16 protein-coding genes and 1 pseudogene are annotated in these 16,536 nt (G+C 40.3%); 14 read left to right on the top strand and 3 right to left on the bottom strand.

Features of this window, described 5'->3' with window-relative positions:
• The first annotated feature begins 43 nt into the window (after nt 1-43).
• The 12 genes and pseudogenes from GJB61_RS04940 to GJB61_RS04885 all read left to right on the top strand — a co-directional run bounded on the left by GJB61_RS04940 (nt 44) and on the right by GJB61_RS04885 (nt 11,762).
• Nucleotides 44-1,651, top strand: a complete 1,608-nt coding sequence (locus GJB61_RS04940; protein ID WP_195724246.1) for a glycosyltransferase — start codon at nt 44-46, stop codon at nt 1,649-1,651.
• Between the two features lie 32 nt (nt 1,652-1,683).
• The gene (locus tag GJB61_RS04935) at nt 1,684-2,907 is read left to right on the top strand and encodes a glycosyltransferase family 2 protein (protein WP_338115676.1); all 1,224 of its coding nucleotides are present in this window, start codon (nt 1,684-1,686) and stop codon (nt 2,905-2,907) included.
• Nucleotides 2,903-3,518, top strand: a pseudogene (locus tag GJB61_RS04930) (N-acetylneuraminate synthase family protein); the annotation flags it as partial. The gene GJB61_RS04935 and the pseudogene GJB61_RS04930, both read left to right, overlap by 5 nt.
• A 175-nt stretch (nt 3,519-3,693) precedes the next feature.
• Nucleotides 3,694-4,275, top strand: coding sequence for a hypothetical protein (locus GJB61_RS04925; protein WP_154117374.1), 582 nt, complete (start codon nt 3,694-3,696; stop codon nt 4,273-4,275).
• A gap of 105 nt (nt 4,276-4,380) precedes the next feature.
• A complete protein-coding gene (locus GJB61_RS04920) occupies nt 4,381-5,613 on the top strand; it encodes an aminopeptidase (protein ID WP_154117373.1) in 1,233 nt (410 codons plus the stop codon).
• A gap of 37 nt (nt 5,614-5,650) precedes the next feature.
• Nucleotides 5,651-6,586 (top strand): sugar-binding transcriptional regulator, encoded by a 936-nt coding sequence (locus GJB61_RS04915; protein ID WP_154117372.1) that lies wholly within the window; start codon nt 5,651-5,653, stop codon nt 6,584-6,586.
• A gap of 198 nt (nt 6,587-6,784) precedes the next feature.
• Nucleotides 6,785-7,450: a deoxyribose-phosphate aldolase gene (deoC, locus tag GJB61_RS04910; RefSeq protein ID WP_154118119.1), complete on the top strand. Its 666-nt coding sequence runs from the start codon at nt 6,785-6,787 to the stop codon at nt 7,448-7,450.
• A 56-nt stretch (nt 7,451-7,506) separates the two neighbouring features.
• Nucleotides 7,507-7,899: a cytidine deaminase gene (locus tag GJB61_RS04905; RefSeq protein WP_154117371.1), complete on the top strand. Its 393-nt coding sequence runs from the start codon at nt 7,507-7,509 to the stop codon at nt 7,897-7,899.
• Nucleotides 7,900-7,984: 85 nt separating this feature from the next.
• The gene (locus GJB61_RS04900; RefSeq protein ID WP_154117370.1) at nt 7,985-9,166 is read left to right on the top strand and encodes a NupC/NupG family nucleoside CNT transporter; all 1,182 of its coding nucleotides are present in this window, start codon (nt 7,985-7,987) and stop codon (nt 9,164-9,166) included.
• Nucleotides 9,167-9,211: 45 nt separating this feature from the next.
• The gene (deoD, locus tag GJB61_RS04895; protein WP_154117369.1) at nt 9,212-9,919 is read left to right on the top strand and encodes a purine-nucleoside phosphorylase; all 708 of its coding nucleotides are present in this window, start codon (nt 9,212-9,214) and stop codon (nt 9,917-9,919) included.
• A 171-nt stretch (nt 9,920-10,090) separates the two neighbouring features.
• Nucleotides 10,091-11,392: a pyrimidine-nucleoside phosphorylase gene (locus tag GJB61_RS04890; protein WP_154117368.1), complete on the top strand. Its 1,302-nt coding sequence runs from the start codon at nt 10,091-10,093 to the stop codon at nt 11,390-11,392.
• 52 nt (nt 11,393-11,444) lie between these two features.
• Entirely contained in the window at nt 11,445-11,762 is a 318-nt protein-coding gene (locus GJB61_RS04885) for a hypothetical protein (RefSeq protein WP_195724245.1), read from the top strand.
• Between the two features lie 121 nt (nt 11,763-11,883).
• Here GJB61_RS04885 and GJB61_RS04880 read toward each other — a convergent pair whose 3' ends face one another.
• Nucleotides 11,884-12,441: a GNAT family N-acetyltransferase gene (locus tag GJB61_RS04880; RefSeq protein ID WP_154117366.1), complete on the bottom strand. Its 558-nt coding sequence runs from the start codon at nt 12,439-12,441 to the stop codon at nt 11,884-11,886.
• Nucleotides 12,442-12,623: 182 nt separating this feature from the next.
• On the opposite strand from GJB61_RS04880, the gene GJB61_RS04875 reads away from it, so the two are divergent.
• Together GJB61_RS04875 and GJB61_RS04870 are read left to right on the top strand one after the other, a co-directional pair.
• Nucleotides 12,624-12,920 carry a hypothetical protein gene (locus tag GJB61_RS04875; RefSeq protein WP_154117365.1) on the top strand — a complete coding sequence of 99 codons (297 nt, stop codon included), beginning with the start codon at nt 12,624-12,626 and terminating at the stop codon, nt 12,918-12,920.
• Nucleotides 12,921-12,945: 25 nt separating this feature from the next.
• Complete coding sequence (locus GJB61_RS04870) at nt 12,946-13,617, top strand: hypothetical protein (RefSeq protein WP_195724244.1); 672 nt, start codon at nt 12,946-12,948, stop codon at nt 13,615-13,617.
• A 242-nt stretch (nt 13,618-13,859) separates the two neighbouring features.
• Here GJB61_RS04870 and GJB61_RS04865 read toward each other — a convergent pair whose 3' ends face one another.
• A complete protein-coding gene (locus GJB61_RS04865; protein ID WP_154117363.1) occupies nt 13,860-15,233 on the bottom strand; it encodes a cryptochrome/photolyase family protein in 1,374 nt (457 codons plus the stop codon).
• A gap of 485 nt (nt 15,234-15,718) precedes the next feature.
• Nucleotides 15,719-16,114 carry a hypothetical protein gene (locus tag GJB61_RS04860; protein ID WP_154117362.1) on the bottom strand — a complete coding sequence of 132 codons (396 nt, stop codon included), beginning with the start codon at nt 16,112-16,114 and terminating at the stop codon, nt 15,719-15,721.
• Between the last annotated feature and the right edge of the window lie 422 nt (nt 16,115-16,536).

Here is a 16,536-nt window from a genome sequence, read left to right as displayed (position 1 = left end):
GAGGATGTGAGTGGAAAATCTACTCGCGCAAATCTAAGAACGAGTGAGTAAACAAGAGCATTTATTATTTTATAGTGGGAGGAAAGGATGGGATATAATTTTGTTAAAAATAGTTAGCGTAATTGACCAGATCGGTTCAGATATAGATTATTTAGCTAATGGTTTATTGCCCTATATGGATCGCTATGATTACCAAGTTTTCGATGTACATCCTACAACCCCAAGTACTTCTCAACTTATGCGATTCGAAAAATACGCTAAGGATGCAGACATTATTGATTTTCAACATCCTCATATTGCGCTTTTGCTATTAAACAGGTATTCCTGGCTTTCAGAAAAGAAAAAAATATTAACCAACCATATTCCTGATTATCTAAATAACAGTCAATATAGCATGTTTGATAAAGTAGTCTCTTTAAATAAAACGTTGCAAAGAAGAATACGGGGCAGCGTGTTTATTTCTTTAACAGTGGATACTAATTTCTGGACTTTTAATGACAAGTGGACGAATAATAAAAATTTGATTATGGTTACCGATGAAATAAAGCAAGAAAAGGGAATTTTTGAAGTAGCAGTTGCATGCCGTAACCTTGGGCTAAACCTTTTATTGGTTGGTCGAAAATCGGATGAAAGCTATTTAAATAAAGTGTTAGAAACTGGACGTGTTACTTACCGACAAGAGATGAGTAAGGAAGAACTTCAACAATTGTATTATCAATCTACCTTATACGTTTGTAACTCGGATGAAAGTGAGATTGGACCTGTTTCAATATTAGAGGCCATGATCTCTGGGGTGCCAATTCTTTCCCGTTTAGTCGGACATGTGCCAGAACTTAACAAAAAGAATAGTATGCGATTATTAGAGTCACCATTAAATGATGTCGCTTCATTGACAAATGCTATTGAGAATCTTCTGAGCAACGAGCAAGAGCTCTTAGTTATGCGTGAGAGAGCTTGGCAAATTGGCTCAAAACAAGCAGACGAACGCAGAGCATACAATTATCAAAAGCTTTACAGGTCCCTTTTTCCTGGAACCCCAGTCTCTGTAATTGTAACAATTTATGAATATAATCATGCAATACTTAATTGTTTACAATCTATAGCTGCCCAAGATTATGTTAATAAAGAGTTAATTATCTGTGATGACAATCCGAATAGTGAAAATCAGTCAGTAATAGAGGAATTTGCACGTTCAGTCTCTTTTCCAGTTGTATATCGAAACACATCCCGAAAGGAAAATGATTATGGGCTAGCTAGAGCTCGTAATGTAGGGATAATAGAGGCAAGTGGTGATATTTTAGTATTTTGCGATCAGCGTATAAGTATGCATTCCAATGCTATTAGTGAATTTGTCAAAAATCTAATGCCTAAAAAATGGTTATTTGGTACCAAAGGAATAATAAAAGGATTTGTTGAGAACTTCTCCTGTGTTTACCGAAATGATCTAATAAGAGCTGGCATGTTCTGTGAGCGTGTTGATGAATATGGTGGGGCAACACAAGAAATATTTAAACGCACTTATTCACAGGGGTTTAAGCATGAACTAATTCCAACTGCTAATTCAACTTTTATTGTTGAATCATTAAGTCTTTCAAAAAGACGTCCAGAAATTATTAAAATGCGAAATCGCTTATATAGAATGAACTTTTAGCCTTTAAAAGGGAGAAAAAAATAGAGGTAGAGGTGAGATTATTGGAAAGTGGTAATTTAAACAGATCACATACTATAGATGTAATAGTCTGTGTATATAACGCGTTGGAGTATGTCAAATTGTGCTTAGAATCCTTGATAGCAAAAAAAACCATTCCATTCAATTTAATCATTGTGGATAGTGGGAGTGAAAAAGAAACAAAAGACTATTTAGCTTCTTTCGCAAGGAAATATGATTGTAAATTAAAAACTAATAACTCAAAGACTGATTACACAATTGCATCAAATCAAGGACTGAAATTGTTTACATCAAAATATTGTGTGTTATTAAATAGTGACACAATTGTATCTATTCATTGGTTAGAAAAACTGATGGATTGTATGGAATCTGAAAGCAGTACAGGGATTGTTGGACCTTTATCAAATTCGGCCAGCTATCAGTCAGTACCTAAGGATGTTAATGGAAATGGAGGCACGGTAAACGAATTGGAAAAATTAGGAGGTAAAGAGCTAACCATTGAACAAATGGCATATTTTATAGAACAACAATCAAAAAGAATATTTCCAGTTGTTAATCATGTGAATGGGTTTTGTTATATGATTAACCGTTCCGTCATTGAAAAAATAGGTGATCAGGATGAAATAAACTTTCCTTGCTATGGGGGAGAGGATGATTATTGTATTCGGGCAGTCAATGCAGGGTTTAAACTAAAGGTTGCCGATGATTGCTATATTTATCATTATAAATCCAAAAGTTATAATACTGAAGAAAAAAACGAGAAAAGGAAAAATGCAGGGAGACTTCTACGGGAAAAACATACACCAACAATTGTTAAACATCATTACACTGAAATAAAAAATAACATTGAACTTGCAAGAATAAGGGAAGAAATTGATCTAGCGCTAATTAATAACAGATGTATGTATGATTACAATAGGGCTATTTTGCTTTTCTACTTTGACCTGGGAGAAAATAGCAACCTTGAAACGATGATAAAAGAAACAAAAAGAATGTATAGAGATAATATACTTCTAAAATTGGCTGTACCTTTTCATTTTAAAGAATATCTTACAACAATATATCCACATCAAGCGGTTCATTTTATATTTTACGAAAACAAAAGTGAATTGATTCGAATTAGTCAGCATTTTGATACAGTAATTGCCGCTGATTTAAAAGCTAATGATACTTTACGGCAAATTGCAGCAAATTATGACCATATTAAAGATGTTTATTATACCGTAGAAAAAAATTGAATTTTTAGAAACCCTTGATGTTGCTTGCTACAAGATTGCCTCCTTCGAAAATAATGATATCCCTTTATTAAGAAAAGTCGCATCCATGCTGCGATGATTTCATTTTATTAAAATGCACGAGTAGCTATCCAGCTTCACCCGAGAGCTCGAATCTAAATACGATTCCGTATTTAAGAGATGTATTTCATTGTCAGGTTGGTCTATCAGACCATACATTGGGGGTTGGAGTAGCTGTTGCAAGTGTAGCACTTGGCAGCACAGTAATTGAAAAACATTTTACACTTAACCGTGATGAAGGCGGGGTTGATTCTGCTTTTTCCTTGGAGCCTGAAGAATTTGCGGTACTCGTGAAAGAGACGGATGCAGCTTGGAGGTCATTGGGTGGGGTTTTCATCGGTCCAACAAAGGAGGAAATAAATTCACTTCAGTTCAGACGATCGATTTATATTTCAAAGGATATACAAGCTGGCGAAGTGTTGACAATGGAAAATATAAAAGTGATTCGTCCAGGATTTGGTCTAGACCCAAAATACTATGATCTACTTTTAGGAAAGCAAATAAAAAGAGATTTACAAATTGGAACTCCTTTAAGCTGGGAGAAGTTATTGTAATAATGTTTGAATAATATTTAAACATTAACCCAGATTTCGAGAGCCCTGCAATACGCATACAGTTTCTGTGGAAAACCCCAGTACCCGGCCCAGAACCTAGTACTGGGTTTGTTGTATAATGGAAAAAAGAAAAAGCGCGTAGCATGGATTTGTTAAGTGTTGGGAGGGATACAGGATGAATAAATACGTAAACACGACGCAGAAATCAAGCAGAATAAGTATATATAAAGGCCGTTATAAGTTTAAAAGGAAAGCTGTCGTAGCAGGCTTCGTGATAATTTTTGCTTTGTTTGGCATTCTTTTTTCATTGCAAAATACAGCAGATCCTTCTAAGCAAGGACAGTTACAGGCCTTCGTCGATTTATTTGCAGTGACAGTTTATGCCGCGGACGGTAATCCTATTGTGGTGAAGCCGAATGTGCAGTTCCTAATGGGAGATTATCGGATGACCAATAGCCGTGCACCAGGGTTCCCCATGTTAATTACAGCTGTAGGATCGAATGAGATTCAGGTGAGTGTCACAGAGGGGAGTTTGCTTATGTGGAATCCGCCTGACTATCATGTATATAACAAAGGGCAAAAGCTGGCTATAGAAACTGGAGATACAATTTATTGGTCACCTCTGGAGTATAGGTCTGAGGATTGTCAAATCACGCTGATCGCTTATAAAAATAATCAAGTGGTCGGGACTGCTACAATAGAGGTTGATTCAGACGATGCAGGTGTTTATACAGGGAAGTTGCTGGAGGGAAAATAGTAGGAGAATTATGTGCTTGGAATCGCAACTGCTCGTATTTTGCGCTAAAATAGTAGGAGTAGCTCAACGAGAATCGAAAACGAATGAGATGGAGGAAGAAAAGTTATGAAAGAGTTTGATGTTATGCTGGAGAAATATGCAAATTTGGTTGTGAAAGTTGGAGTTAATATCCAGCCTGGCCAAGTGCTGATGATCTATGCACCCTTGGAAACGGTAGAGCTTACCCGCCTGATTGTCGGCAAGGCTTATGAAGCAGGCGCCAAATATGTAATAGTGGAGTGGGAGGACGAGGTCGTTACTCGCATTCGTTACGAGAAAGCGCCAGAGGACTCTTTTGGTTATTATCCACAGTGGCAGGCAGATATGCTGGTGCAGTTCGCCGAAGAGCATGGAGCTGTTTTACATATTAAAGTACCAGACCCTGAGTTGTTTCAAGGGATTGATTCCTCCAAAGTATCAACAGCAGTTAAAGCTGCTGCCGTAGCACGCAAGGATTACCAAGGTTATACACGGAATAATAAGATCAGCTGGTCGCTCATCAAGGCTCCAACACGTGCTTGGGCTAACAAGGTATTTAGTGATCTCCCGGAAGGTGAGCGGGTAGATGCAATGTGGGAAGCTGTATTCCAGATGAACCGCGTAGGCAGTGAAGATCCAGTAGCAGCCTGGCGTGAGCATATCGGCCATCTGAAAGAAAGTCAGGACCGCATGAACGCTAAACGTTATAAGAGCCTGCATTACCGTGCGCCAGGAACGGATCTGCATGTGGAGATGCCAGAAGGCCATTTATGGCGTGGAGGCGGGGGCGAGAATGCGAGTGGAGTCTATTTTGTAGCAAATATGCCTACCGAAGAGATCTATACTATGCCACACCGCACTGGGGTTAACGGTACAGTCAGCAGCACGCTTCCCCTTAATTTGAACGGACGATTGGTGGACGGTATTTCGCTTACTTTTAAGGATGGGAAGGTAGTCTCCTATGACGCTGAATCCGGCCGTGAGCATTTAACGTCACTACTGGAAACGGATGAGGGAGCTTCTTACCTTGGTGAGATGGCATTGGTGCAGCATGATTCGCCGATCTCGCGTCTAAATCGCGTATTCTATAATACCGGGATTGATGAGAATGCCTCCTGCCATTTCGCGCTCGGCAGCGCCTATCCGGTCAACATCGAAGGTGGAACGAGTCTAACCAGCGAAGAACTACTGGAACGAGGTGCGAACGTTAGCTTGACACATGTTGATTTCATGATTGGCTCTGCTGAACTTGATATTGATGGTGAACTGGCAGATGGAACGATTGAACCCGTCTTCCGCAAAGGCAATTGGGTGTTGTAGGGATTAGCCCAAATAAAAATGAGCGAGTGGGTTACTAATGGATATTGAAAAACAGCGCTTAAGCATCGAAGCGGCACGGCTCTATTATCAATCTGATTATAGTCAGCAGCAGATTGCTGACCGATTGGGCTTATCTCGACCTACGGTCTCCAGATTATTACAGCATGCGAAAGATGAAGGTTATGTGAGAATTGAGATTATTGACCCTAGTGAGGACTTGGATATTCTAGCCAGTGAACTGAAGAAGCAATACCAATTAGACACGGTGCAGTTATGTTATTCACCACTCAACGAATATGAAGAAATTAAGAAGCATATCAGCAAAAAAGCGGCTGAATTTATTCATGAGACTGTGCAGGATGGCGATATCATCGGTGTTACGTGGGGCACAACCATGCATGCGGTTGCGATCAATTTACAATCTAAATCAGTGAAAGGTGTGGAGGTGGTCCAATTAAAAGGAGGCGTCAGCCATTCTCAAGTGAATACGTATGCGGCTGAAATTGTGAATTTATTTGCAGTTGCCTTTCAAACCATGGCCCGCTATTTACCTTTACCTGTTATTTTTGATAGTGTCGAGGTGAAAAAAATGGTCGAGGAAGACCGGCATATTGGGCGAATTATTGAATTGGGCAAACAAGCCAATATCGCTGTGTTTACAGTGGGGACTGTAAAAGAAGACGCATTGCTGTTCCGTCTGGGCTATTTTAATAAAGAAGAACAGGAGTTGCTTGGACGTACCGGCGCAGGGGATATTTGCTCACGGTTTTTCGACGCACAAGGGAAAGTCTGTAGTGAAGAAATCAATAATCGTACCGTAGGTATTGATCTTTCTGAGTTGAGTAAAAAAGAAAAATCCATTCTTGTCGCGGGGGGTCAGCGTAAAATCGAAGCGATTCATGCTGCGCTCGCAGGAAAGTATGCGAATATATTAATTACAGATCTGTTTACGGCACAAGCTTTATTAAGATAAGCAGAGTTGTGATTCCACCTAACCTAAGACGAAATAAGAGCCTTCAACGCCATTTATAATGGTTTTGAAGGTTTTTTTTGTGAATACATGGGAGTGCCATGAACATAATTTCATTAATGATTTTACAAATGTTCAATCGCATGTTATTGTGAACATGCACCAAAGAGATTTGTATAAGAGAAAGGTGACGTGACGAAATTGAATTTATCCTCTCTAATTGATCACACGCTTTTACGCGCAGACGCAACTAAAGCTGAGATCACAATATTAACCGAAGAAGCAAAAAAATATGAATTTGCATCCGTATGTGTGAATCCAACATGGGTATCCTACGCAGCAGAGCAGTTGATGAATAGCAAAGTAAAGGTGTGCACAGTGATCGGGTTTCCACTTGGAGCCAACACTAGCGCAACCAAAGCTTTTGAAGCAAAGAATGCCATTGAAGGCGGAGCAACAGAGGTAGATGTGGTCATTAACATCGCTGCTTTGAAAGACGGAGATTACGATTGTGTTGTACAAGATATTAAAGGTGTGGTTGATGCCGCAACGGGTAAAGCACTTGTAAAAGTAATTATTGAAGCTTGTCTATTGACACTAGAAGAGAAGAAATTGGCTTGCCAATTATCCGTTAAAGCTGGGGCGGAATTTGTTAAGACATCGACGGGATTCTCGACGGGAGGTGCAACTGCTGAGGATGTGGCTCTGATGCGTCAAGTGGTTGGTGACAAGATTGGCGTCAAAGCTTCGGGAGGTATTCGTAATCTTGAAGATATGGAACGAATGATTGCCGCAGGTGCGTCCAGAATTGGGGCCAGTTCAGGCGTGAAAATCATGGAAGGCCAGTCATCCACGTCGTCGTACTAATTAGGCTTGAATATCGGTGCTGCTCCAACATGGAGTAGCACTACAGGGGGATAACGATGAAAGAACAATTGATTAAAGAAGCCATAGATGCCCGTAAGCATGCTCATATCCCTTATTCCCATTTTGCTGTTGGCGCAGCGGTATTGACCGGTAGTAAGACCATTTACAAAGGTTGTAATATTGAGAACGCTTCCTATGGATTATCGAATTGTGCAGAGCGGACTGCTATTTTCAAAGCGGTTTCCGAAGGGGAACATGTGATTGAAGCCATTGCCGTGGTAGCAGATACGGAAGGACCTGTTTCTCCATGTGGTGCCTGTCGTCAAGTATTAGCAGAATTCTGCGATGAGAATACAAAGATATATTTAACTAATCTTCATGGAAACACAGAGGAATGGACAATGGAACAGCTGTTGCCAGGAGCCTTTCGTTCTACGGATCTGACCTGACTACATGAGTTATTATCCCAACATTATGTAAGCGTTCTATATTATTCATTACATTAGAATCCAATTGATTATTAGGAGAAATACAATGAAATATTTAATTACAGTACTAGGCCTGCTTATTGTTTTTGGACTTTCTTACCTTGCCAGCAACAATAAAAGGAAGATTCGCTATCGACCCTTGATCATCATGATTATCTTGCAGGTTATTTTAGCCGCTGTATTATTAAATACATTTGTGGGAGCTTACTTAATACAAGGTGTTTCTAGCACGTTTGAGGATTTATTGGGTTACGCGGCTACTGGCGTTGATTTTGTATTTGGTGGGGTCCTCAACGAAGGGCAATTCTCATTCTTTATATCGGTGCTACTGCCGATCGTATTTATTTCAGCTCTGATTGGAATTTTACAGTATATCAAAGTGTTACCGTTTATTATTAAATATATTGGTCTAGTGCTAAGCAAGGTGAATGGAATGGGCCAATTGGAGTCGTATAATGCGGTTGCTTCAGCAGTGCTGGGCCAATCTGAGGTCTTCATTTCCGTCAAAAAACAAATGGGATTGCTCCCGAAACATCGTCTGTATACATTATGTGCTTCGGCCATGTCTACCGTATCCATGTCAATTGTGGGATCATACATGCAAATTCTAGAGCCCAAGTATGTCGTAACCGCGCTTGTACTTAACTTGTTCGGCGGGTTTATCATTACTTCTATTCTAAACCCTTATATCGTTGATAAAGATGAGGATATTCTAGAGGTACAGGAAGAAGAGAAGCAATCCTTTTTTGAGATGCTCGGGGAATATATCATGGATGGCTTCAAAGTAGCCATTGTGGTGGCAGCCATGTTGATTGGTTTCGTAGCCTTAATAGCGATGATAAACGGGCTGTTTAGCGGGATCTTCGGCGTATCTTTTCAACAATTACTTGGTTACCTATTTGCACCTTTCGCTTTTATTATGGGTGTTCCTTGGAAAGAAGCAGTTGAAGCAGGAAGTATTATGGCGACTAAAATGGTCTCGAATGAATTCGTGGCTATGCTTGAGCTTAGTAAGCATTCCAACCTATCCAACCGTACTCTGGGTATTGTGTCCATCTTCTTAGTCTCGTTTGCGAATTTCTCGTCCATCGGGATTATCGCTGGTGCGGTAAAAGGTCTGAATGAGAAGCAAGGGAATGTAGTCGCTCGCTTTGGTCTAAAATTACTTTATGGGGCAACATTAGTAAGTGTTCTATCGGCAATCGTGGCTGGACTATTCATTAAATAGTTTTTAAACTTAATCTAAAATAACGATTGTAAAGGGAGAGTTTATATGAGCGTTCATATTGGAGCTAAAGAAGGAGAAATTGCTAAAACGGTATTATTACCTGGAGATCCATTGCGAGCTAAATTTATTGCGGAGACTTATCTGGAAGATGTGATTTGCTACAATCAGGTTCGAGGGATGTTAGGGTTTACCGGTACCTATCAAGGCCAGCGAATATCTGTGCAAGGCACGGGTATGGGAGTTCCTTCCATCAGTATTTACGTCAATGAATTAATCCGGGAATATGGTGTGGAGAACTTAGTGCGTGTGGGTACTTGTGGCGCAATGCAGGAGGGTGTCCATGTTCGTGAAGTTATTCTGGCCCAAGCGGCATGCACCGATTCCAGCGTAAACCGCCATGTTTTTGGTGGTTATGATTATGCACCGATTGCCAGCTTCACACTACTAAAGGCCGCATATGAACGTGGTCTGGCTAAAGGCTTAAAGATGCATGTAGGGAATATTTTCTGTTCAGATACTTTCTATCGAGATGACAAATCCATTGTTCAAAAGCTAATGGATCACGGTGTCCTGGGCGTCGAAATGGAAACAACCGCCTTATACACATTGGCAGCAAAGTATGCTGTTAATGCCCTGACTATTTTAACCGTAAGTGATCACTTATTGACTGGGGAAGAGACGACAGCGGAAGAACGGCAAAGCACATTCAACGACATGATGGAAGTAGCACTTGATACAGTGGCTTCCCTATAATTTCATATAATGAAAAAGGCTTTATCTAAAAATCAGAGGTTGAGTAAACGTGCGGATGGAGCGGAGGGAAGTAAGAACCCTCCGAATCGTAGCGGCACTACTCACAACAGGTCAACCGCTGATTTTGGCTTTGAGCCATAAAAAATAGAGAACAACGAGGAGAAGTTAAGGATGAGAATGGTAGATCTTATTGCGAAAAAACGGGATGGACAAGAATTGCTGACAGAGGAAATTAACTTCATTATAGAAGGATATACGAAAGATGAGATTCCGGATTATCAGATGAGTGCATTGGCGATGGCGATCTATTTCCAGGATATGAATGAGCGTGAACGGGCTGACCTGACGATGGCAATAGTGAATTCTGGGGATACGATTGATCTGTCGGACATTGAAGGTGTGAAAGTGGACAAACACTCAACAGGCGGGGTAGGCGACACTACAACCCTTGTCTTAGCACCACTTGTAGCTGCACTGGATATTCCAGTGGCGAAGATGTCCGGTCGGGGACTGGGTCACACTGGGGGAACGATTGATAAATTAGAGGCTATTGCCGGGTTCCACGTGGAGATTAGTAAAGAAGAATTCGTGAATTTGGTGAATAAGGATAAAATTGCAGTCATCGGCCAGTCTGGCAACCTTACACCTGCAGATAAGAAGTTGTATGCACTGCGTGACGTTACTGCAACCGTCAATTCGATACCACTGATTGCTAGCTCTATTATGAGCAAGAAAATTGCTGCTGGTGCTGATGCGATTGTCCTCGATGTGAAGACAGGCGCTGGCGCATTTATGAAGACCGTGGAAGATGCCAAGGAATTGGCACATGCTATGGTAAGCATAGGAAATAACGTGGGTCGCAAGACCATGGCCGTCATATCTGACATGAGCCAGCCACTTGGTTTTGCTATTGGGAATTCGCTTGAAGTGAAAGAGGCCATTGATACCTTACAAGGAAAAGGTCCCAAAGATTTGGAGCAGCTGTGCCTGGCACTGGGCAGTCAAATGGTATTCTTAGCGAATAAAGCAAGTTCACTGGAAGAAGCCGAAGCTATGTTAAAGGAAGTTATGACAAATGGCAAGGCTCTGACTAAATTCAAAGAATTTATTGCGAACCAAGGTGGCGATCCATCAGTAGTGGATCATCCGGAGAAATTGCCACAAGCGTCATACCTAATTGAAGTACCTGCCAAGCAAGACGGCGTTGTAGCTGAAATTGTAGCTGATGAAATTGGCACCGCTGCGATGTTGTTGGGCGCTGGACGGGCGACGAAGGAATCGACAATTGATCTAGCCGTGGGTCTTATGCTGAACAAAAAAGTGGGCGATTCCGTAAAAGTCGGAGAATCTCTAGTAACGATTCATGCTAACCGAGAAAATGTGAATGACGTTATAGCGAAAATATATGAGAATATTCGGATTGGCGACCATTCAGAACCACCAGTTCTGATCTATGGTATCGTCACGGAATAACAAACAAAATGTAGAGAATGGAGATACGTAAGTGTTTTATGCTTCGATAATTATGTTTTTTGGTTATTTTCTAATTAATGGTATTTTCGCCTTTCAGACTAAATATGTGGGAGCCTCATTGGGAGACACGTTAAAGTACCAGCTGTATATATTGCCGATTGTTTTTCTTGCTAATGTCCTGTTGGGCCTTGGAATTAAATATGGATATAAATATTTGGGCAGTAATACATTAGTGGTCTCCAGCTCTAAACTTCTGGATATTGTGTCATTACTCGTCATTTCATTTATATTCTTCTCCGAAGTTCCAAGCTGGAAAACACTTGTAGGCTTAGTGTTGGTTGTGAGTGGGATTGTTGTTACTAAGCTATGAAGCCTCTTATAGAGGAAGTATAAAACGAATTAAATACAAATAGCCTGCTGTATCCCAGCGGGCTATTTGTCTATATATGCGAGTTGCGAATGCTGAGATCCATTGGAGTTCAATTCTTAATCTATTTTCTCAAAAGAGCATACTCCAACTGACAATCGAAGGGTTCTAGCTCCACATGATGTTCATTTACCTCTAAAGCATCCACACAACCCATCGATCGGTAAAAAGCCTGTGTCTCCTTCGATGAATGCGCTGAGATATACAATTTCGAGGCTCCCCACTGTTCTGCTTGCTCTACACACATATCAAACAACTTTCTTCCCAGCCCGAGATGGCGAAATTCATGTGAAACATGAAGCTGCATTAAATCCGCATACTGCTGCTCGCTGCCAAACAAATCACGCAATAGTGACGCAAAGGCGATGACTTCCCCGTTGTATTCCGCACAAATCACACGGCCGCCATTGCTAAGACAGAAATGAAAATTCTCTGCGATAATCTCATCCTTCGTTGACTGATCCCAATTGTCAATAAAGGGCATCCAAACTAATTTTCTTTCTCCCTCAACGGTTCTCCAGACATAGGATACCTCTTGATAACGGTTGAAAGAATCTAATAATCCTTGCTTCAAGTCACTGATAGACAAGGATATAAACCTTAGATTATGTATATTAAACATTGTATTATCTCCTTTAGCGATTACTGATGAGCAATAATAGGAAGCAGGATCAGTCTCGTGACAAACAGATACCAACTTATTATAAAATAACCGTAGAACGATTTAAACTATATCGGGAGAAGAAGGCTTTTCGATAGTGAAGAAGAATAATAAATGGAAATATTAATAGAAAGGATACTATTATGAGTGTATCAAATGAAAGCCTTATTGGAGATTTGATCTATGTTATTGAAGGTTATATTGCTCAAACTAAAATCGATAGTGAAGGAAGCCTTGAAATAGAAAACTCCATTGAATTGGGGGTTGGAGAAGCGGTTATTTATCAAGATTGGTACTATGATAAGCGAGATGATAATATTTCGATAATGATTAAATACAAACGAACTGACAATGAGGAATGTTGGAGTGCTATTGAAACTTATTTTGTCACAGAAGACGTTTGGATAGGATTAAAGAATTATTTTACTGAGGGGAAGTAGAAGGATCATTGCGTCTGTTTAGAATTTGTATACAACAAAAGCTCTTCATATACAGTCTAATTATCTACAATCAGAATTGAAAGCGGGTGAGGGAGAAGTGGTTGATTTAAATGAGGTATTGACAGAAGTATATGATTTATATCCAAGAGGGATTTCTCAAAACGACGCAAAATATAAAACGTTTATTGAATTTATGGAAGAAGGTTCACTAGAAAAGATATACCAAGATATTATTGAAATATTAAAAAATTATGAAGTGTTAAACTGGTCAAAAGTAGAGGAATATCCGTGTTACGAGTTTGTAATATTACTTCATAAGAATCAGTTGATCTTAGATGATGATATTGATTTAATGCGAAGTTTGAATGGAGTAAGAGAGGATTTACTGCTTTATATTAGTTATATTTCTAATTATTATTGTTACTATATAAGGGAGACTACTTACTCAGAGGATATAGATCAGTGGAGTTTTAAAAAAATAGGATTAAGTGAAAAACCAGAAATTGCGGATTTAATTAATAAATTAAATGCTTATTTAGAACAAATGAATTATAGAATGTTATCTAATGATATTTTGTCGCATAAAGTACCAGATGTTGATTTAGAACTTATTCCTTATGGTGAAGTCACTATATTTCATTGCTTATTTACTGACTTATTAGACTTTATAATTGATAGTAAGGAGTTGTCATCCTAATTGGAACATCCCTATAAACATTTTGCGAATAGTCAGTTGTGGAAGATCCTCTCTGCGGGTATTGAGGACTTAGTTAGAAATGAAGATATAGTAGAAAAAATAGCGAGAAACTACATAGTTGGGTACCTTGCGAGATTTTGCACGATCAAAAACATATAAACTGAATGTGAAGCTACCACCCAGACCCGAAAGATAGACACTTTAGAATGCTTGTCATTTCAAAAAACGTGACAAACGGATGCTCACACCATATTTTTTGTTTTCAAAATCCGCCCATAAATCTCAATAGCAAGGGCACGTGAGCTCTTAAGATCTACAATGGCTTCTGGCCGGGCGAGATGGATCTCCTTGTTGGACAGATGTGCAAGCTCGGGCATCCAGCGCCGGAGATAGGTTCCATCTGGATCATGAGTCTGGGATTGGGTCACTGGATTCATTACTCGAAAGTAAGGAGAAGCGTCAAAGCCGAGTGATGAGCTCCAGAGCCAGCCGCCGCGGTTCAGTATATTGTCGTAATCGCTTAGCTTCAAGCGGAAATAGCGTTCGCCATACATAAACGGACATCCAAGATTTTTGGTTAAAAACATAGCCGTAATCATCCGCAGCCGGTTAGGCATCCAGCCGGTTTCGTTCAGCTGCCGCATGGCCGCATCGATGATCGGCACCCCGGTGCATCCCTCAGCCCATACTTGGAAGTGCTCCGTACTTAGCTCAGATTGATCGAACACGTTCTCATAACGGAAGAAGTTTGGATCTAACCGGGCTTGGTAAATATAGAAATCACGCCAGGCCAGCTGCCGCAGCCAAGTCTCGGTATCGCCATCCATGCTCATCAACTGTTCATATATTGTTCTTACAGATAGGGCACCCGCATTCAGATGATGGCTAATTCGGCTGGTACCTTCCTTGGCATATTGGTCACGACTAATCGAATAACCGTTCAACTGCTCACTAAGAAAATGGTCTAGCGTATGCATCAGCACCCCGTACTCATCATCTGCTTCCAGTGAATTACGCATATCCTCAAGCTGCTTATTTATTTCTTCCGGTGGGAGGAAGGAATCCAGAAGGCCAGGAGTCAATTCAACCGTTTCTAATTCTTCAAGAGTTGCGGAATATGAGGGATGAAATCGTTCAGTGACATAGGTTCGCCAGCGCCTATAAAAGGGGGTGAATACCTTGTAGGGCTCTGTCCGCCCGCTCCAGTCTACAAAATCTTGCAGATCCACAAGTGTTGCTTCGTCATAGCTAGTTAGTTTTACTTTGAGTGAATCGGCAAGCTTATGAATTTCAAGATCACGCTTTAGGGCATAAGGGGTATAGTCCGCATGATACAGGATCTCCTTGATCGGATACTTAAGGAGCAGTTGGTTAACCACAACGGCTGGCTCTCCGTACAAGACATGCAGCTGTTTGCCCAGACGCGAATATTGCTTCTGCAGCCTAGCAACATGTTGGAGGAAATTAACTCCGCTATGTTCTAGATTTCGTTCATTCCGCAACAGGAAAGGATCGAGTATAAGGACATGCAGGCTGGAACACTGCGCTGAGCGGATGGCGTCCAGAGCAGGGAGGTTATGTATGCGTAAATCTTTACGGTGGATGAAAAGAATCATGGCTGTCAACTTCTTTCAGAGATGAATGTGTTTAACTAACACTATCCCTGAGTTATAAAGCTGTTTCCTCACAATTCAACCTCCCTTCGGCCCTAAACTACTTAGCTTCTGCAAATATGGCTATGACAAGAATGGATATATCACAACGGTAACTGAAACTTTGTATAGTGGGGCAGTTCAAGCGACGAGCTATGTGTACGATGCTTTGAAATTTGAAATGTCTGACCAAAGTCCCCCGTCCTATGTGTTTATACAAAAAATCGGGATGAAAGATACATAACAGAGGTAGTAAATATTAACCGTTTCGTTTCATGATCCTTTGTCGCATTCATTAACTACATTGGAAAAAAGCCATCATGATGAAAGATGGCTTTTTTGACGTGAATCGATATATTAATGATTTAACATATTGAATAAGCGTACCATGGTAACAATTGTTTGCTCATGCGAGTATTTTCCCTGTCAAATTGGGTGGCAGATGCCTCTTAATTGAAAGAAATGGTGAAGGATAAGGGAGTGATTGTCGTGGACCCTGATACACGTTCTACTACAGTAACCAGGGTGCCGGGTTGATAGTAGCCTGAACCGCCGTTATAATAAGTGCCGCTTACGGTTGATGTACCTAGGTCGATTGTCGTATTATTGTAGCTCCAGTAGTAGTGTATTTGAAGTGAATTTACTGCGGATGTCGAGAGTTTCACGCTTGTTCCGGTCGTTTTGGCGTTAGGGAGAATGAAGGAATATGCAGTTTCACCCTCGGCAATCGTACGGGTATAGTTGCCTCCATAGCTTACGATGGCAGGATTAGCCGATGCGGTCAGGCCAAACATCATAGATATGCCCATAATCATGATAAATGCTAGGGTACTCATTTTTTTCATGGATTGCCCATCCTCTCAAATAAAATATATGAAAAATTAACCAGATGCAAACTAAAAACCTTTCGAAACGAATAGAGCTGCCCCTCCTTTCGCAATGTTAACGTTTACATTTCCACCATACTATATACCAATAAATTACATATGTAAATAGTGGATTAAATGGAAGGTAATAAATACAATTTATGATAGTAAGCATGTTTGGAGAAATGATATATTGTATCCTGTAAAATATCGGATATCGATTTACTATTAATTTCTTTAGGTGAAGTCACTGTATTTCATTGCGTATTTTATGACTATATTTTACTTTACAATTACATCCTAATTGGAACATTTCTATAAACAATTTGAAAATAGTCAGTTATGGAAGATCCTCTCTGCGGGTATTGAGGACTTAGTTAGAAATGAAGATATAGTCGAAA

The organism is Paenibacillus monticola, assembly GCF_009664975.1.
GTDB lineage: Bacteria > Bacillota > Bacilli > Paenibacillales > Paenibacillaceae > Paenibacillus_AQ > Paenibacillus_AQ monticola.
The sequence above is the reverse complement of the archived record's forward strand: the minus strand, read 5'-3'. Positions and strand labels throughout refer to the sequence as shown.

Coding starts and splice junctions, on each gene's coding strand:
- GJB61_RS04925 (WP_154117374.1), top strand. CDS start 3,694: ATGAATAAATACGTAAACACGACGCAGAAATCAAGCAGAATAAGTATA.
- GJB61_RS04920 (WP_154117373.1), top strand. CDS start 4,381: ATGAAAGAGTTTGATGTTATGCTGGAGAAATATGCAAATTTGGTTGTG.
- GJB61_RS04915 (WP_154117372.1), top strand. CDS start 5,651: ATGGATATTGAAAAACAGCGCTTAAGCATCGAAGCGGCACGGCTCTAT.
- GJB61_RS04905 (WP_154117371.1), top strand. CDS start 7,507: ATGAAAGAACAATTGATTAAAGAAGCCATAGATGCCCGTAAGCATGCT.
- GJB61_RS04900 (WP_154117370.1), top strand. CDS start 7,985: ATGAAATATTTAATTACAGTACTAGGCCTGCTTATTGTTTTTGGACTT.
- deoD (WP_154117369.1), top strand. CDS start 9,212: ATGAGCGTTCATATTGGAGCTAAAGAAGGAGAAATTGCTAAAACGGTA.
- GJB61_RS04890 (WP_154117368.1), top strand. CDS start 10,091: ATGAGAATGGTAGATCTTATTGCGAAAAAACGGGATGGACAAGAATTG.
- GJB61_RS04885 (WP_195724245.1), top strand. CDS start 11,445: ATGTTTTTTGGTTATTTTCTAATTAATGGTATTTTCGCCTTTCAGACT.
- GJB61_RS04880 (WP_154117366.1), bottom strand. CDS start 12,441: ATGTTTAATATACATAATCTAAGGTTTATATCCTTGTCTATCAGTGAC.
- GJB61_RS04875 (WP_154117365.1), top strand. CDS start 12,624: ATGAGTGTATCAAATGAAAGCCTTATTGGAGATTTGATCTATGTTATT.
- GJB61_RS04865 (WP_154117363.1), bottom strand. CDS start 15,233: ATGATTCTTTTCATCCACCGTAAAGATTTACGCATACATAACCTCCCT.
- GJB61_RS04860 (WP_154117362.1), bottom strand. CDS start 16,114: ATGAAAAAAATGAGTACCCTAGCATTTATCATGATTATGGGCATATCT.